The sequence below is a fragment of the Lysinibacillus sp. NPDC093692 genome, assembly GCF_050280125.1.
Lineage (GTDB): Bacteria > Bacillota > Bacilli > Bacillales_A > Planococcaceae > Lysinibacillus.
On sequence record NZ_JBNNUW010000003.1, the window covers coordinates 188,845 to 207,028 of the forward strand.

General features: G+C 36.9%; 15 protein-coding genes. 13 read left to right on the forward strand and 2 right to left on the reverse strand.

What is annotated here, in order from left to right; genetic code table 11:
• Positions 1-62: 62 nt before the first annotated feature.
• The 12 genes from ACQKN4_RS05220 (at position 63) to ACQKN4_RS05275 (ending at position 14,556) form a co-directional block, all read left to right on the forward strand.
• Positions 63-434, forward strand: a complete 372-nt coding sequence (locus tag ACQKN4_RS05220; protein WP_240518225.1) for an ELKS/Rab6-interacting/CAST family protein — start codon at positions 63-65, stop codon at positions 432-434.
• Positions 435-711: 277 nt separating this feature from the next.
• Positions 712-1,968, forward strand: a complete 1,257-nt coding sequence (locus ACQKN4_RS05225; RefSeq protein ID WP_079560546.1) for an ATP-grasp domain-containing protein — start codon at positions 712-714, stop codon at positions 1,966-1,968.
• A 188-nt stretch (positions 1,969-2,156) separates the two neighbouring features.
• Positions 2,157-3,701, forward strand: coding sequence for a tRNA (N6-isopentenyl adenosine(37)-C2)-methylthiotransferase MiaB (miaB, locus tag ACQKN4_RS05230; protein WP_427482640.1), 1,545 nt, complete (start codon positions 2,157-2,159; stop codon positions 3,699-3,701).
• The gene (locus tag ACQKN4_RS05235) at positions 3,702-4,139 is read left to right on the forward strand and encodes a RicAFT regulatory complex protein RicA family protein (protein ID WP_079560550.1); all 438 of its coding nucleotides are present in this window, start codon (positions 3,702-3,704) and stop codon (positions 4,137-4,139) included.
• A gap of 385 nt (positions 4,140-4,524) precedes the next feature.
• Entirely contained in the window at positions 4,525-5,160 is a 636-nt protein-coding gene (gene cotE / locus ACQKN4_RS05240; protein ID WP_427482641.1) for an outer spore coat protein CotE, read from the forward strand.
• A gap of 129 nt (positions 5,161-5,289) precedes the next feature.
• Positions 5,290-7,881 carry a DNA mismatch repair protein MutS gene (gene mutS / locus ACQKN4_RS05245; protein WP_427482643.1) on the forward strand — a complete coding sequence of 864 codons (2,592 nt, stop codon included), beginning with the start codon at positions 5,290-5,292 and terminating at the stop codon, positions 7,879-7,881.
• Positions 7,882-7,895: 14 nt separating this feature from the next.
• Positions 7,896-9,767 (forward strand): DNA mismatch repair endonuclease MutL, encoded by a 1,872-nt coding sequence (gene mutL / locus ACQKN4_RS05250; RefSeq protein ID WP_427482645.1) that lies wholly within the window; start codon positions 7,896-7,898, stop codon positions 9,765-9,767.
• A gap of 397 nt (positions 9,768-10,164) precedes the next feature.
• On the forward strand, positions 10,165-11,811 hold the full coding sequence (locus ACQKN4_RS05255; RefSeq protein ID WP_427482646.1) for a glycerol-3-phosphate dehydrogenase/oxidase: 1,647 nt from the start codon (positions 10,165-10,167) through the stop codon (positions 11,809-11,811).
• 3 nt (positions 11,812-11,814) lie between these two features.
• Positions 11,815-12,729, forward strand: coding sequence for an alpha/beta hydrolase (locus ACQKN4_RS05260; RefSeq protein WP_079560558.1), 915 nt, complete (start codon positions 11,815-11,817; stop codon positions 12,727-12,729).
• Entirely contained in the window at positions 12,716-13,618 is a 903-nt protein-coding gene (gene miaA / locus ACQKN4_RS05265; protein ID WP_427482648.1) for a tRNA (adenosine(37)-N6)-dimethylallyltransferase MiaA, read from the forward strand. The genes ACQKN4_RS05260 and miaA overlap by 14 nt, the downstream gene beginning before the upstream one ends.
• 91 nt (positions 13,619-13,709) lie before the next feature.
• Positions 13,710-13,940, forward strand: coding sequence for an RNA chaperone Hfq (gene hfq, locus ACQKN4_RS05270; RefSeq protein ID WP_079560563.1), 231 nt, complete (start codon positions 13,710-13,712; stop codon positions 13,938-13,940).
• A 313-nt stretch (positions 13,941-14,253) separates the two neighbouring features.
• Complete coding sequence (locus ACQKN4_RS05275) at positions 14,254-14,556, forward strand: rhodanese-like domain-containing protein (RefSeq protein WP_079560565.1); 303 nt, start codon at positions 14,254-14,256, stop codon at positions 14,554-14,556.
• Positions 14,557-14,614: 58 nt separating this feature from the next.
• Here ACQKN4_RS05275 and ACQKN4_RS05280 read toward each other — a convergent pair whose 3' ends face one another.
• Positions 14,615-15,010, reverse strand: coding sequence for a hypothetical protein (locus ACQKN4_RS05280; protein WP_079560567.1), 396 nt, complete (start codon positions 15,008-15,010; stop codon positions 14,615-14,617).
• Positions 15,011-15,338: 328 nt separating this feature from the next.
• Here ACQKN4_RS05280 and ACQKN4_RS05285 point away from each other — a divergent pair, with 328 nt between their 5' ends.
• Positions 15,339-16,211, forward strand: coding sequence for a DMT family transporter (locus ACQKN4_RS05285; protein ID WP_427482651.1), 873 nt, complete (start codon positions 15,339-15,341; stop codon positions 16,209-16,211).
• 656 nt (positions 16,212-16,867) lie between these two features.
• On the opposite strand, the gene ACQKN4_RS05290 is transcribed toward ACQKN4_RS05285, so the two are convergent.
• A complete protein-coding gene (locus ACQKN4_RS05290; protein WP_427482652.1) occupies positions 16,868-17,470 on the reverse strand; it encodes a response regulator transcription factor in 603 nt (200 codons plus the stop codon).
• Positions 17,471-18,184: the final 714 nt, after the last annotated feature.

Genomic DNA, 18,184 nt, shown 5'->3' on the forward strand with positions numbered 1-18,184 from the left:
AGCGCGTTCAGGCAATAATATTCTAAAAAATGCTACAATAAAAGAAAAAAGAAGAGGCGATGATGCACGTGGATAACGTCATTGATTTTATTGCAAAGAAAAGAGAGCGCGAAGAAAGGCAGCGCGCGCAGGATTTAGAAAAGTATGTTGCGACACAATGTAATTTCCATCAACCAGAAAATATTGATGCACTTGTTGAAGGAAAAATGATTGAAGTCAAAGATCATACGTTGTTTTTAGGTTTTCTCTCAATATTAAAAGATGAAAAAATTGATCCACTTGATATTTTTCAAGACGTATTTACATTAGAACCTTCCCGCTTTGAGATGTCCTATAATATGAGATGGTGGTCAGTCGTACAGCTTGCATTTACATTTTTAACAATTTTAAAGGAAAACGAGCCACATACATATGCAGATTTTCTTGGTTTATAAAATTAATCTAGAGTGTGTGCACGTCTTGAAAAGCTACATTAACGTGCGCATACAGAACTAGATTCCTTCTTATTCCCCCAAAATAACCCCCTTAAATAATTGTACAACGACGTTGCATATTGCAGATTTTTTATACACGATTGAGTGACAACATCACGTTAGCCCAGAGCCTCTGGCATGAATGAAAAATATAGACTCATAGTGTTATTAGTATTAAGTTCAGAATAGAACGCATACAAATGATTAAATTCATTTTTAATATGAGAGGCGAGTAAAATTGTCAAAAACAGTTGATCAACCCTTTTTACCAGTTATTATACAATCAGGTCAATATGCATATGGGGTAGCCCGTTCCTTCTATGAGGCGTATCGTATGAAAAGTCTTGTATTAGAGCCTTCAATGAAAACAAAAGGTATTCGAACGCTTCTACTAGGTGGGGCGCTAGGAATAGCGACTCAAAATAGTGATATCCTGGATTTTCAATATGTGGACCGTTTAGATGAACCAGATTATTTTGTACAGGCTTTAATAGAAGTAGCGAAGCAGTTCAAACATAAAAAATTAATCCTTCTTGTATGTGATTGTTATTATGCGGAGCTGATCATTACTAATAAACAGACATTACAACATTATTTTATTTTGCCTTATATAGATGAGGGTTTAATGAAGAGGGTTCAAACAAAGGAAGAATTTTATAAGCAATGTGATTTATATAATTTAAAATATCCCCAAACGATCGTATTGACAAAGGAACATCATGTAACAAGTGAAATACCCTTCGATTATCCAATAATAATCAAGCCATCGAATTTCGTTGAATATTCGCGTTGTTCCTTCCCTGAGAAGAAAAAAGTATTTCTTGTAAAAAATGAAGAAGAGAAGCGGCATATTATTAAAAGCATTTATCGCTCTTCCTATAAAGATTCTTTAATTCTTCAAGAGTTTATTCCAGGTGATGATTCTTATATTCGGGTATTAGACGTTTACGTAGGAAAGGACAGGAAGGTTAAACTGATGTGTTTAGGGAACAAGCTCCTTGAAGATCCATCACCACAAAATATTGGAATCTCCTTGGCGATTATGACAGACTTCGATAAACAGCTTATGGACAACTTGCGCTATTTTTTGGAGGGCATTGGCTATAGTGGTTTTGCAAATTTTGATATGAAACTAGATGTTCGTGACGGGGAATTTAAAATATTTGAAATGAACTTACGATCGGGTGCTTCAAGCTATTACGTGACAGCAAGTGGTCATAATTTAATGCAATGTGTTGCTAATGATTATGTATTCAATGTACATCAAGAGCTAACGTATGTACAGACGAGGCATTTATGGTCACTCATTCCAAAAAGATTGTTATTCAAAGGCTTGAAAAATGTAAAACTGAAAATAGAAGCTAAGCAATTAATAAAACAGGACAAGTATTCGAATGCTCTATATTTTAGAGAGGATATGAACATAAAGCGTTGGGTAAAGCTTAAACTATATAATTTTTATTTAAATCTAAAATATAAAAAGTACTACAAATAAGGCCAAGATAATTTGGAGTTCTAAAAGAAGCAAAGCGGTGGTGGAAAAATTCTGCAAACTACGTGTAATTAAGTCTAAACCGCGACATTTAGTACACAAGCCTTGTAGGATGTTGCAATTATTCAGTATAATAGTAAAACGGGATTTCAAATGTATGGAATTCGTTTGAAAGGAGTTACCTGATTGCAATGAATGAAGAACAACGCTTAGCTAATCAACAAGTCAATCAACCAAAAAAAGAAGACAAGCCTGAAAAGGATTATAGTAAATATTTTGAAACGGTCTTTACGGCACCTTCATTAAAAGATGCTAAAAAACGTGGGAAAGAAGATGTTAAGTACCATAAGGACTTTAACATTGCAGAAGAGTTTGCAGGTATGGGAACAGGGCGTACTTTCTATATTCGTACGTATGGCTGTCAAATGAATGAGCATGATACAGAAGTTATGGCTGGGATTTTTATGCAGCTAGGATATACGCCTACAGATATAATTGATGAAGCTGACGTCGTATTACTGAATACGTGTGCCATCCGTGAAAATGCAGAAAATAAAGTATTTGGAGAACTTGGCTTCCTGTTAAAATATAAACGTAAAAATCCAGAAATGTTAATCGGGGTTTGTGGCTGTATGTCACAGGAAGAATCCGTGGTCAATAAAATTTTAAGAAGTTATCCGCATGTCGATATGGTGTTTGGTACACATAATATTCACCGTTTACCGAACATTTTAAAAGAAGCATATATGTCTAAGGAAATGGTCATTGAGGTTTGGTCTAAAGAAGGCGATGTAATTGAAAATCTGCCGAAAAAACGTCTTGGTTCCATCAAAGCTTGGGTAAATATTATGTACGGCTGTGATAAATTCTGTACGTATTGTATTGTACCTTATACACGTGGTAAGGAACGTAGTCGCCGTCCAGAAGAAATCATTGCTGAAGTTCGTGAACTAGCGGCTGCGGGTTATAAAGAAATTATGCTTTTAGGACAAAATGTCAACGCTTACGGTAAGGATTTTGAGGATATTGAATATCGACTTGGTGATTTAATGGATGAATTACGAAAAATCGATATCCCACGTATTCGATTTACAACGAGTCATCCACGTGACTTCGATGATCATTTAATCGAAGTACTTACAAAACGTGGTAACTTAGTGGAGCATATTCACTTACCAGTACAATCTGGTTCAAATGATGTGCTAAAAATTATGGCGCGTAAATATACACGTGAGCATTTCCTTGGATTAGTAGCGAAAATTAAAGCGGCTATTCCGGAAGTAACACTAACGACTGATATTATCGTAGGTTATCCTAATGAAACTGAAGAACAATTTGAGGAGACATTATCCTTGTACCGTGAAGTAGGTTTTGAAATGGCCTTTACTTATATTTATTCTCCTCGTGAGGGTACACCTGCTGCCAAAATGGTGGATAATGTACCTGAAGAAGTGAAAAAAGAACGTCTTCACCGATTAAATGCGGTAGTAGGGGAATACTCTCGCAAAGCATTAGAGAGCTTGAAGGGTGAAATAGTAGAAGTATTAGTCGAAGGAACGAGTAAAAAACGTGATGATGTGTTAGCTGGCTACACGCGTAAAAACCGTCTTGTAAACTTTAAAGCCCCAGCAGATTTAATTGGTCAATTAGTGAAAGTAAAAATAGTTGAAGCTACTTCATATTCACTGAGTGGTGAATTCGTAGAAGTAGTAAAAAATGAAAAGGTGGAAGCGTAAATGACACAAGTATTATATACAAAAGAAGATTTAATCAAGAAGTCACATGAAATTGCGCATATGATTGCCAATACGCCAGAAGTAGAATTTTTCAAAAAGGCAGAAGCACAAATCAATGAAAACCAACAAGTACGTGAACGTATTGCAAGTTTAAAAAGCCTACAAAAGCAAGCTGTTAACTTCCAACACTTAGGAAAAGAAAAAGCGCTTAAATTAATTGAAGATAAAATCGGAAAAATCGAAGAAGAAATCAACGCAATCCCAGTAGTTCAACAATTTAAAGAATCTCAAGGGGATGTAAATGATTTATTACAACTAGTGTCAAACACAATTGCAAACAATGTTACAAATGAGATTGTTCGTTCAACAGGTGGGGATTTACTTCGTGGAGAAACTGGCTCATACGTAGCAAATACAACACCAGGCAGCTGCTCATAAAAATAATTGAAGAAATAGCTCGAATGAATGCTTTCATTCGAGCTTTACTATTGTTAAAAAACTATTGTGTCAATGAAATGAAGATGCCTGTCGCTCTTCGTTTTATAATCATAAATTAAAGTGAAATGCCAGAAGAGACATACAATGTGAAATAGTTGATCTTCGTTACGGCTGGGCGACTCCAAGAATGCACCCAGCTGGAACGGAAATCAACCCCTCGATTTGCTGAAGAGACATACAATATAAGCAACAATTACGGCTAGGCTTCAATTTTCATAGATATTGGCGTGTTTCTGACAACATACTATGTAAAATGAATTTAATCCTTAATTCGATTCTATAAAAATATATGTTCACCCAATAGGCGCTACCTGCATATGATGGAGTGAAAAGAGTCGAAGGAGGAATTGCGCTGAAACGTTTACGACAAATCGTGACGAGAGCAGTAGTTGCCAAAGGGAAGAAGAGAACAGAAGAACGTGTAACATTATGTCCATCAAATAAGCCGACAAGCATTCTCGGTTGCTGGGTTATTAATCATACTTGCTCCGCGAAAAAAGTCGGTAAATTTGTAGAAGTATCAGGGAAGTTTGATGTCAATGTATGGTATGCCTATAGTAATCATTCGAAAACAGCAGTGTTTTCTGAAACGGTGCACTATAAAGACAAAGTGAAGCTTTCATTTAGAGAAGGCGAAGTAAGTGTTGGTGATGATGTACGTGTACGTGTCATTCAAGAGCCAAACTGCATAGAGGCAATCATTTCTCCATGCGGTACGAAATTTGAAATCTTAGTAGAACGTGAAGTCGTTGTAGAGGTAATGGGAGAAACGACGATTTGTATTAGTGTACATCCACTAGATTTCGAAGAGGAATGGAACTTTGATGATGAGAGCTCATCCTCGTCTTCATCTAGTTCGAGCTCAAGTTCAAGCTCAAGCTCATCTTCTTCGTCTAGCTCTAGTGGAGAAGGCAGGTATGTTTTAGAGTCTTCATCGTTTCCTGATGAACGACAAAGATAATAGTAAAGAACATATTTCTTTTATACATGCGAAGCGCTAGCATCTTAAAAAAAGGTGATTGAAGCGTTTCGCATGTATCTTTTGTTATAATAAAAATATCTATATGGTTAGAGCGAGGGAATTTTTAAAATGACAACATATACACCAATGATGCAACAGTATTTACAGGTAAAGGAAGATTACAAGGATGCCTTTTTATTTTTTAGATTAGGCGACTTTTACGAGATGTTTTTTGAGGATGCTATTAATGCCTCACAACTTTTAGAAATTACATTAACGAGCCGAGATGCTGGTGCAAAAGAGCGAATTCCAATGTGTGGTGTTCCACATCATTCGGCAAAAAATTATATTGAAACACTTGTGCAAAAGGGCTATAAGGTTGCAGTTTGTGAGCAAACAGAAGATCCGAAGCAAGCAAAAGGTGTAGTGAAGCGTGAAGTCGTACAACTTATTACACCGGGTACGATCATGGAAAGTAAGTCGCTCGATGGTAAATCCAATCATTTTATTGGCGCTGCAGAGCACTTTGATGATACGACATTTGGCTACGCTTATTTAGACTTATCTACAGGTGAAGCAGTAGCCTCCTCGATTGAGGGCGACGGTAAAGCACTATTAATGCAAATGCAGGCATACGGTATTCGTGAATTAATTGTCACGGAAAATTTGCAACTGCTATTAGCAGAGCATGCAGTTAATGTCGGTATCGTCCTTTCTATTGAAACAGATGAAATGACGTTGGCTAAAGCTGCACATTATGTAGAAGCGGTGCCGAATGATTTACAAATCGCTTGCCTTCGTTTGCTTCATTATATCGATAAAACACAAATGCGTTCCTTATCACATATCCAGGCATTTACGTATAATGAAATGAAAAATTATTTACGTATTGACTCTAGCTCTAAGCGTAATTTAGAGCTTATTCAATCTATTCGCGGCGGCGATCAAAAGGGCACGCTTTTATGGTTGTTGGATGACACCGTGACGGCAATGGGCGGACGGAAATTAAAGCAATGGTTACACCAACCTCTTGCTTCACGTTCTGCCATTGAAGCGAGACTAGCGAACGTCACTGATTTGTTGGAGGAGTATTTTGTAAGAACGGAGCTCCAAGCCTCTTTAAAACAAGTATACGATTTAGAACGTTTAGCTGGACGTGTAGCTTTTGGTAATGTAGGTGGACGTGATTTAGCGCAGCTACGTGATTCTTTACGTCAAGTACCTGTAATTCAGCAGCAATTACGTGGTGCTAATAAAGAAACATTGCAGAAGCTAGGCGCAGCACTTGATACGTGTGCGGATGTGGAGGTACTTTTAGCTCGTGCAATTACGGACAACCCACCAATTACGATTAAAGAGGGGGACGTCATTCGCGATGGCTATAATGAGCGTTTAGACGAGCTACGCAATGCCTCACGGAATGGGAAAGATTGGATTGCTCAGCTGGAGCAAGAGGAGCGGGCGAAAACAGGCATTAAAAACTTAAAAATAGGCTACAATCGAATTTTCGGTTATTATATTGAAATTACGAAATCTAATATCCATTTAGCTGATTTAACACGCTATGAACGTAAGCAAACTTTGGCAAATGCTGAACGTTATATTACGCAAGAGCTTAAGGAAAAAGAAGCATTAATTTTAAATGCGGAGGAAGAAAGTTTAACGTTAGAATATAATTTGTTTGTGGAAATACGTGATGAATTAAAGGCGTTTATTCCACGTGTACAAGCATTAGCGGCAAGTATTAGTGAGCTGGATGTGCTAGTAAGTTTTGCGAGTGTTTCAGAGAAATATCGTTTTACGAAGCCTGAGTTTCATGAAGGGCGTGCGCTAGAAATTATTGAAGGGCGCCATCCAGTTGTTGAGAAAATGCTTAATAAGCAAATGTATGTGCCAAACGATTGTGTTCTTGAGGATAATAACAATATGATGCTGATTACAGGTCCGAATATGTCCGGTAAAAGTACGTATATGCGTCAAGTTGCACTAATTGTTGTGATGGCACAAATGGGCTGTTATGTGCCTGCTGAAAAAGCTAGATTACCAATTACAGATCAGATTTTTACACGCATCGGTGCGGCAGATGATTTAGCAGCGGGACAATCAACCTTTATGGTGGAGATGTTAGAATCTCAGCACGCCATTACGCATGCTACAAAAAATAGTTTAATGCTATTTGATGAAATTGGTCGCGGGACATCTACTTATGATGGCATGAGTCTTGCTCAATCCATGATGGAATACATCCATGATAAAATTGGAGCAAACACACTGTTCTCAACTCACTATCATGAATTAACGGCACTAGAAAAGGAGCTTCCTCGACTGCAAAATGTACATGTATCTGCTACTGAAAAAAATGGCACAGTTGTCTTTTTGCATAAGGTGAAAAAGGGGGCTGCCGATAAATCTTACGGGATTCATGTAGCACAGCTTGCTCAATTACCAGAGGAAATTTTAACAAGAGCACAAGTACTGCTTGAAAACTTCGAGGCAGGAAGCGAGGCTGGACACGAAGCCGAAAACGAAGTAGTCGTGGTACAGGAAGTTGATGAAAAGCCAATGCAAATGTCCCTATTTACAGAAGAAGAACCAATTTCTCCTGCAGAATCTGAGGTGCTTAAAAACCTAGAAAAAGTAAATATTCTAGGCACTTCACCAATGCAAGCGATGAATATTTTATATGAATTACAGCAACAACTAGTAAATGCAAAAAAGTAAAGGAGTGATGCGCTATGGGAAAAATACAAATTATGGACGAGTGGCTGTCCAATAAAATCGCTGCAGGGGAAGTAGTAGAAAGACCGGCCTCTGTAGTTAAAGAGCTTGTTGAAAATGCCATTGATGCAGGAAGTACGTCCATTGATGTTTTTTTACTAGAAGCGGGCCTCACTTCAATTCAGGTCATTGATAATGGTAGTGGTATGGATGAAGAGGATGCATTAATATCATTCTCTCGCCATGCGACAAGTAAAATTCATCAGGAGCATGATTTATTTCGAATTCGTACACTTGGCTTCCGTGGTGAGGCATTAGCTTCCATTGCATCAGTGTCAAAAATGACACTGATTACATCAAATGGTGAATCAGGAACGTATTTAGAGCTTGAGGGTGGGCATATCGCCACACATAAACCTGGCCCTTTGCGTAAGGGAACAGATCTTACAATAGCACAGCTATTTTTCAATACACCTGCTCGATTAAAATATATGAAAACAATACAGACCGAGCTTGGGCATACAATTGATTTAATGAACCGCCTTGCGCTCGGTAATCCACAAATTGCGTTTAGATTGCTGCATAACGGCCAGCAATTGCTACAAACAAATGGACGAGGGGATGTTCAGCAAGTGTTAGCGGCCATTTACGGTGTGCATAATGCTAAAAAAATGGTGGCATTCAGTGGAGAATCACAGGATTATAAAATTTCTGGCTTTGTATCACTACCTGAGGTGACTCGTGCCTCGAAAAACTATATGTCGTTATTTGTGAATGGTCGCTGGGTGAAGCATTATTTAATACAAAAAGCGATTGTAGATGCTTATCATACGTATTTGCCCATTGAACGTTTTCCGATTGTAGCGCTCTTTATAGAGGGAGATCCTTATTTAACAGATGTCAATGTTCATCCTGCCAAGCATCAAATACGTTTAAGTAAGGAGCCTGAGCTTCTTAAGCTAATTGAGGAAACGATACGAGAGAATATTCGCCATGTTATTCGAGTACCGCAAATGGAAAAGAAGGAGAAAGTGGCAAAGTCTGAGACAGAGCAGTTAAATATTTGGAAACCTGCACCGAAGCTTAATGTGGAGAAAATGAATGCTATTGTAGAGAAACTTTATGATGTACAAACTGTTCAAGAATCCAACACATTAGATCCTATAGTGCCACAATCTGAATCCGTCCCTACTGCCATTGAAGAAAGTTGGCAACCGACACCAATGATGGAAGTGAATCGTCCTGAAGAAGAAGTGACACTAGAAAAGCCAATGGAAGTTTTGGAGGATGAGCCTCCGAAAGAACCATTCCCTGCACTTGAAGTGATAGGGCAAATTCACGGCACGTATATTGTTGCGCAAATGGAGGATGGCTTTTATTTAATTGATCAGCACGCTGCTCAGGAGCGTATTAAATATGAATTTTTCCGTGAAAAGGTCGGTCAGGTGAATCCGAATGAGCGTCAGGCTTTATTGTTGCCATTGACTTTCCATTATGCTGCTGACGAGGCTCTTATTTTAAGAGAAAATCGACAGGAGTTAGAAGCTGTAGGCGTATTTTTAGAGGAATTTGGGCAGGCATCATTTGTCGTAAGAGAGCATCCGAGCTGGTTCCCTAAAGGGGAAGAACAGGAAATTATTGAGGACTTAATTGAACAAGTGCTGACAACTAAAAAAGCGGACGTCAAAAAATTACGTGAGGCGGCGGCGATTATGATGAGCTGTAAAAAGTCGATAAAGGCCAATTATTATTTAACAAAAGAGCAAATGGAAGTGTTATTGCGAGATTTACGCAATGCCGACAATCCATTTACATGCCCGCACGGACGTCCAGTACTTATTCATTTTACATCTTATGAAGTAGAAAAAATGTTTAAACGGGTAATGTAATTATAACGCCTAGAACAAAGGTTCAAAAGTAACATAAACAGTACATGTGCATAAAGGAATTTTGTAGGTAAAGCATATACAAATGACTCATCATCAAAAGTTGTGGATGACATTTTGCTAGAATGTATGTCATGGATATTAAGTTGATTGGAGTGGAGACTGGGCGACTCCTTGGGGATTAGCGTCACAGATGAGACCCTGCAGCGAAGCGAAGCGGCTCATCGGACGCCCACAGGAAAGCGCCCAGTCGGAACGGAACTCAACTACATGTTATGGTGATGAGCTATACGAATGACATTGGAGTTTCTATGCTTAAAGTTATAACTAGTTATACAATCAGACATATACAGCAAAAGTTACACGTATTTTCAATTTATAGCAAATGGGGGAAAAAGGTATGTTTTCATTTGAGCATCGTCCTAAAATTATGCATTTTTTAGAGCAATATAGCTTTGACGTTTTAGTCATCGGTGGTGGCATTACTGGTGCTGGCATAGCACTTGATGCAGCATCGAGGGGGTTATCAGTCGCTTTGATAGAGAAGCAGGATTTTTCTGCTGGTACATCAAGCCGTTCAACAAAGCTTATTCACGGTGGACTTCGTTATTTAAAGCAACTTGATGTAGGTGTAGTAGCGGAGGTTGGGCGTGAGCGTGAAATTGTATATGACAATGCTGTTCACGTTACAACGCCTGAAAAAATGCTACTACCATTATATAAAAAGGGCTCACTTGGACCATTGTCAACATCATTGGCATTGAAGGTCTATGATCGATTAGCAGGTGTTAAAAAGCATGAACGTAGAACTATGTTAAACGCTCAGGAAACGGCAGCGCTAGAGCCTTTACTCAATCAAGATGAGCTTATTGGTGGTGGCTATTACGTTGAATATCGTACAGATGATGCCCGTCTAACTATTGAAGTGTTGAAAAAAGCTGTGGAATATGGGGCACTTTGTCTAAATTATGCGGAAATGACAGGGTTTTTATATGAGAAGAAAAAGCTTGTTGGGGCACAAGTGACGGATCATGTTACAGGGAAAACAATCGATGTGCATGCTGCGCAAATCGTCAATGCAACTGGACCTTGGGTAGATGAAGTCCGTCAAAAGGATAAAGTAGTAGACAAAAAACAATTACGTCTCACAAAAGGGGTCCATATTGTCCTTGATCAAAAAGATTTTCCATTACAGCAAGCCGTGTACTTTGATATAGTGGATGGGCGTATGGCCTTTGCAATTCCACGTGATGGTAAAACGTATGTAGGAACAACAGATACAGTTTACGAGGGAGACCCTACACATCCGGTCGCTACCCGAGAGGACGTTGATTATTTAATTGTAGCTGCAAAAACAGTGTTTCCAACTGCAAATATTTCAAGAGATACGGTTGAATCGTCGTGGGCAGGTGTGCGTCCACTTATTTATGAAAAAGGCAAGGATCCATCCGAAATTTCACGCAAAGATGAGATATGGACGGCTCCAAGTGGGCTAATAACAATTGCCGGTGGTAAACTGACGGGCTACCGTCAAATGGCAGAAACAATCGTTGATAAAATTGTAAAGATCCATAAATATAAGCACGCAAGTCCATGTGTAACACGTGAGTTGTCACTTTCCGGTGCAAAGGGCATTAATGCCATTAATTTCCCTGATTATAGTTCTTATAAAGCTAAAGAGGGCGTTCAGTATGGCCTTAATTATGATGAAGCAAAACAACTTGTACAAAAATATGGGACAAATGTTGACGCATTATATAACCAGGTGAAATTTTTACATGAGCACGGAAGTACGATGCCTTTAGTTTTACATGCCATGTTACTTTATGGCATAGAAGCGGAAATGGTGTATACGCCAAGTGATTTCTTTATTCGTCGAACAGGCTTATTATACTTTGATATTGATGCAGTAAAACGTTATAAACAGCAGGTCATTCAAGTGATGCAACAACATTTTAACTATACAGAGTCACAAAGAAATATTTATGTAGCTCAACTAGAGCAAGCTATTTTAGATGCAACAAATTTTGCAGAGGAAGGAGTGTAGGTAATGCGTTATATTGAAATGTCAGATGGCCATTTTCTGTTTATTCGAACATTAAAACCATCGAAGCCATGTATTGGTCATATTCATATATTGCATGGCATGGCGGAGCATAGTGAACGTTATGTTACATTTGCCAATAGCCTAAACGAAGCGGGCTATGCAGTGACAATGCATGATCATCGAGGGCATGGAGAAACAGCGGCCTATAATGGCACATTAGGTTTTTTTGCTGAACAAAATGGGTTTGATCGTGTCGTAGAGGATGCGCATGAAGTAGTAACATTTTTGCATGAACAATTTGCAGATGTACCATTAATTATATTTGGTCATAGTATGGGATCGTTCATTACTAGAAGATATATACAATTGCACAGCGATCAAGTGGATCACGTGATTCTTTGTGGAACAGGGAATGTTACAGCATTGCATACGATGGGGAATTTAGTAGCAAAAGTATTAGCCAAACAGCTTGGTAAAGAGACAGAGAGCAAGTTATTAAATAAGCTGAGCTTTGGTAGCTTTAATAAACAGTTCCCGAATTCGAAGACTGCTTATGATTGGTTATGTTCAGTAGAGGACGAAGTGGAAAAATATATAGATGATCCGTATTGTGGCTTTATCCCAACAAATCAATTTTTTGTCGATTTAACAACAGGTTTCAGGTCGTTAAATCGTAAAAGTGAAATAGCAAAAGTGAAAAAAGACTTACCGATATTATTGATAAGTGGTAGCAAAGATCCAGTAGGAGAACAAGGTCAAGGTGTATACGCTGTTGCAGAACAATTTACAGAAGCAGGCATACAGGACGTGACGGTCTACTTATTTGAGGATAAGCGCCATGAAATCCTAAACGAGGATAATCGAGAGGCAGTCTATCAAGTTTTATTACGGTGGTTAGAAAAATATGATACAAGATAAAATACAACAGGCAGAGGTCGTAGCAATCGTAGGACCTACAGCATCTGGGAAAACAGCATTAAGTATTGAGTTAGCAAAAAAATATAATGGAGAAATCATTAACGGTGACTCCATGCAAATCTATCGAGACTTAGATATTGGTACAGCTAAGATTACGGAAGAAGAGATGGAGGGTGTACCCCATCATTTACTAAGTTTCAAAGAGCCAACAGAATCCTTTTCAGTAGCAGACTATCAAAAATTAGTGCGAGCTAAAATTGCAGAAATTCAAACGCGTGGCAGGCTACCGATTATTGTAGGGGGCTCAGGTTTATATGTGCAGGCAGTACTCTTTGATTTTCAATTTACAGAGGAGCAGGTAGATGAGGTGGCACGGAAAGCCTATTATGAAGAACTGGAAAAATTAGGACCAGAGGCGATGCATGCTAAGCTGAAAAAACTTGATCCACAAACAGCGGAGACTATTCATCCAAATAATACTCGCCGTGTCATACGTGCGTTAGAGATGATTGAGCTTAGTGGCGTTTCAAAGGCATCCGAAGAACAAAATCGTGGAGAGGTTCCACTGTACAATCATGTGATTTTAGGGCTCGGGCAAAATATGTCACGTGAAGTGCTCTATGATCGTATTAACCGTCGTGTTGATATAATGATGGAAAAAGGACTTTTAGAAGAAGTAAAGGGCTTATGGCAGAAAAATATTCGTGGTGTGCAATCAATCCAAGCAATCGGCTACAAAGAATTATACGATTACTTAGATGGTAAATGCTCTTTAGAAGAAGCCGTTGACAGCTTAAAGCAAAATTCTCGCCGCTACGCGAAAAGACAGCTAACATATTTCCGTAACAAAATGGATGTATATTTTGTTAATAATGAAGAAAAACTTTGAATAATTTCTAAAAATTACTAATTGCTAAATTGGTAGAACATGCTACTATAGGAATGAAGAGGTAGAAAGAGAGTATAGGGAGGTATATTTGATGAAATCAATTAACTTGCAAGATACATTCTTAAACCATTTACGTAAAAATAATGTCTTTGTAACTGTGTTTTTGTTAAACGGATTTCAGTTAAAAGGAACTGTGAAATCCTATGATAATTTTACAGTATTATTACTAGATGCTGATAGCAAACAACACCTTATTTACAAACACGCTATTTCTACATTTGTTCCAGCAAAGCAAGTGGATTTTTTAGAGACAGGTGAATAGATCATTCATCATCAAAAGTTTGGGAATCAGATTTTATAAAACGTTTACCATTTGAATAAGTTGCTCTTCGTTACGACTGAGTGACTCCTTGGGGATTAGCGATTTAGAGGAACGAAGGCTAAAAGCATCACGTCCAGTGATAACGCCTTCGTGACCAACAACAAAGCGCCCAGTCGGAACGGAAATCAACCTCACGTTATGGTAAGGAGCCGTAAAAAACTATACTTAAACAGTTAGTGTTCTTGACACTAGCTGTTTTTTTGCCTTCAGGCTATAATGTAAGAGGAAATTGACATTTTGGAGGACTACACAGATGAAATCTATGGATACAACAGAAATAGTAGAACTATTAGATGCAAACGAAGACCTATTCATTATTGATGTTCGTGAAGAGGATGAGGTAGCTCAGGGTATGATTCCTGGTGCTCAGCACATTGCTCTTGGGACAATCCCTGAGCGCTTAGAAGAATTAGATACTGCTAAGCCATACATTATCGTTTGCAAGGCAGGCGGACGTTCAGCAAATGCTTGTGCATATCTAGAAGCTCAAGGCTTTGACGTAACAAACCTTGAAGGCGGCATGCTTGCTTATGATGGAGAGTTAGAATTTAAATAATGACATACTAAAAAAAGAAAGAGCCTTTCAATATTCGCTCTTTCTTTTTTTATTGCGCTTATTTTTTTAGTGAGTCTATAATAAGGCTAAAATTTTTTTCGAAATGATTGTATGGATTTTCATTTTTTAGCTCCCGGATCTTTAGGTTATAACTGGCAAAGTTTAAACCGGCACCGTAAATTTGTAATGCGCCATTCGCAAGATCTCCTCTCTGAAGGTGTTCTATACCTTCCATTAAGAAGTTTTCGCTCTCATCGAAGTGACATTCAGTAATGTTTTTATCTCCACTGTGAAATAACTTTAAGTTTTCAATGATTTTATTCGCTGTATCTTCACTTATTGAAGCGTCTACATTGATTAATATTTGGTTTATCGGTTTTACTAGCTGAGCATATCGGCTATCATAATTCTCGCATGTTTCAGCAATTGCGTTTCTTAGCTCTTTTGTGTCCAACGTCTCTTCACCTACCTTTTTAATTTTGTCCTGCCTTAGATTTTATTAACTCCCAAACTTATTTAGCACACCAGTTTTCATTAATTTTTATCGTTTTGGCACTTATCAAAAGATAGCATCTAGCATTAATATTCTTGCGCACGAATATTCAGAAATGTGTTACAATTAAAACCGTTAAGGAGGGATAAGTATGTATCGAACAATAGCACCCCCAACAATGTCTTTACAGTAGAATCTACTGTTTAGGCATTCATTAAAAGCTTGCTAATTCTCAATAGATTCTACTGTATATCGGAGACTATATACATGTAGAAAGTAGGAATTAGAAATGAGCGGAAAACCATCTTTTATTGTATCGATGATTATTTTTGGCGCTGTCGGTGTTTTTGCAAAATATATTAAGTTGCCTTCAAGTGAAATAGCCTTTTGGATGAGTCTCATTGGCTCTTGTTTTTTACTGTTGATTTTCCTTTATAAAAAAGAAAAATTTACGAAAACAACTATTTTGCAAAATAAATGGCCATTGATACTTTCGAGCTTTGCTTTATGTGGCAATTGGATTTTTCTTTTCCAAGCGTACAAGGAAACAACCATCGCAAATGCGGCACTAAGCTACTATTTTGCTCCAGTACTAGTAATTTGTTTATCACCAATCGTTTTGAAAGAGAAAATAGTTGCACGGAAAATCTTTTATGTTTGTGTTGCGCTAGTAGGCCTGTATTTTATTGTCCAAAGTCAAACTACCGAAACGAGCGAACATTATGTCGGAATTATCTATGGGCTTATTGCAGCTTGTTTCTATACAATAGTTACATTCACCAATAAGTATATTCATGGCTTAAAAGAGCCCGATAATACGATTATTCAGCTTGCTTTAGCAGCGTTATTCCTCGCACTTTATCTTGTGGGGACTAATGGGTTCAAAGTAATACAAATCGATATAAAATCAATTAGTTTACTTATAGCATTGGGCATCGTCCATGCTGGGATCGGCTTCTATCTGTTCTTTTTCGGAATGCGTCATTTAAAAGGGCAAAGTATAGCTATTTTAAGCTATATTGATCCGCTAACATCATTACTGATTTCGGCGATAATTATTGGAGAAAAAATGACGACCCTACAAATAATAGGCGCTATTCTTTTGCTCGGTGCAACATGTCTGAGTGAATTAGACAAAACAAAGTTGATCTCACAGCGATAAACTGACAGGAAGCTCCTAAAAGCATTTGTGATAGCAGAAATTGTACTTTGTCTTTCGACTATACTCTTAGTTGACTTTGTTGTGGCAAAAATTGTAGTAGCAGCTTGCGTGGGCTTGAGGAATTTGTGTAGTACCGTTTTGTACAGCTTGTATTGATGGATTTTTTATATTAGGATCATCTAGGGTCGATAACGTTATTGCTTGTTTAAAAAATAAACACTGGATTCAATGAGTAAATTGATTCATGTATTTTGATAAAAATAAGAAGCCTTCGAATAAAAGGCTTCTTGTTTTTTTCTTACTTTTTTAGGGACAGACATACTATAAAATATACTTAAAGAGATGAGAAGACAAACTAATTAAAATATAACCTATCGTAAAAACAGTTATCACTTTTTTTATCAAGTCTTTTTTGATTTCTTTTTTCAAAATAATACCACCTATAACATACAATTGTAGTTAACTTAAAAAGTACATAATATGATATGCTAATGCAAATTTATACCATAATTTTTTGAATATTCACACTATATCGCAAGGATGAGAGCCTTTTTACTACGTTTATATTAGTATAAACGTTACTACTAGTGAATTTTTAGGCAGTATGAATTAGCCTTTCATAGGATGAAAAAATACAGTTAATAAACATTAGTATGCTATTTAATACTTAGCAATCCTCGCTTAATAGCTGTTACAACAGCACCTACTCGAGATTCTGCGTCTAATTTCCTAATGATTGATGAGATATGGTATTCAACTGTTCTTATACTTATCATCATTTCCTCACTAATTTCAAAATTAGTTTTATCCTCTGCTATTCGTTTCAATATTTCAGATTCTTTTAGTGTAAGTATTCTATCTATCTGATTTTCTTCAATTTTAGGAAATATTTTATCACCTAAATATACTTGTTTGATAGTAAATATTAATTCTTGAAATGATTTTTCTTCTGAAATAAAAGCACTAGCTCCTGCAATATAAGTAGCTTGAATATATTCTGGATATTCATATTTCGATAATATGACAATTCGTAAATTAGGAATATTTTTTAATAGTTTAGTTAAATTGATTTTGTTAGATAACTCCATTCGGAAATTCATTAGTACAATATCCGGAGAATTAGTGATTATTTCATGTTGTAAATACTCAAAATTAGAAAGAGTCCCTATCACGCAAATATTTGGTTCTTTGTTTAATCTGTGTTTTAAGCATTCTAGTACTAATTGACGATTATCTACAAGTAGTAGATTAATATTCAAGTTGTTCACTCCTTGGTTATATCTTCATCTAGAAATGAGAGAAACTAAAGATAGTTTTTTGTATATCATACCCGTTAAATATTTTTCAAAACTTTTAACCTACTTATTTCTAAAAACTTGATAACTAATCTCCATTATGAGAAATATATGTGAAATTGCAATATTTGCGGAAAATACGGATGTTTTAAAAGTTCTATTTGTTATATTAATAATTAAGTATTCTTAAAAATCAGAAAATTAAAACTTTGAAGTTAGATAGACATGCATTTTGAATATTAAGACGTGTTTCTTTAAGTGCACCTCAATAAAAATCTAGGAATAAATCTTTACACAAATCTATTAGCACTTAGTAATACACGCTGAATTACTCCATATCATCCAGCGTGTTTACTATATAAAACTAAAGAAGTAAGGGGGGGGATGATATGCAAATTATTGAACTAAATGAAGGTATGCGCTTATTTGATGTTCCTTCAACTGCAGAAGCTATATGGTGTTGCTGTTGTTATTTCTGTACTTCTACAGGATGATTTGTAAAATATAAAGCACTTATTTACATACTTTGAGAGTGCAACAATTGTTGTTCAAAAGACCTTTCAAAATGAGTGGAGGAAAATAAGTGCTTTATTTCTATTGATAAATCATTATTTTTATTTTGTTATACAAAGAACTTTAGCCTCTTCTGTTAATGTATGGTTGATATACATTTATTAG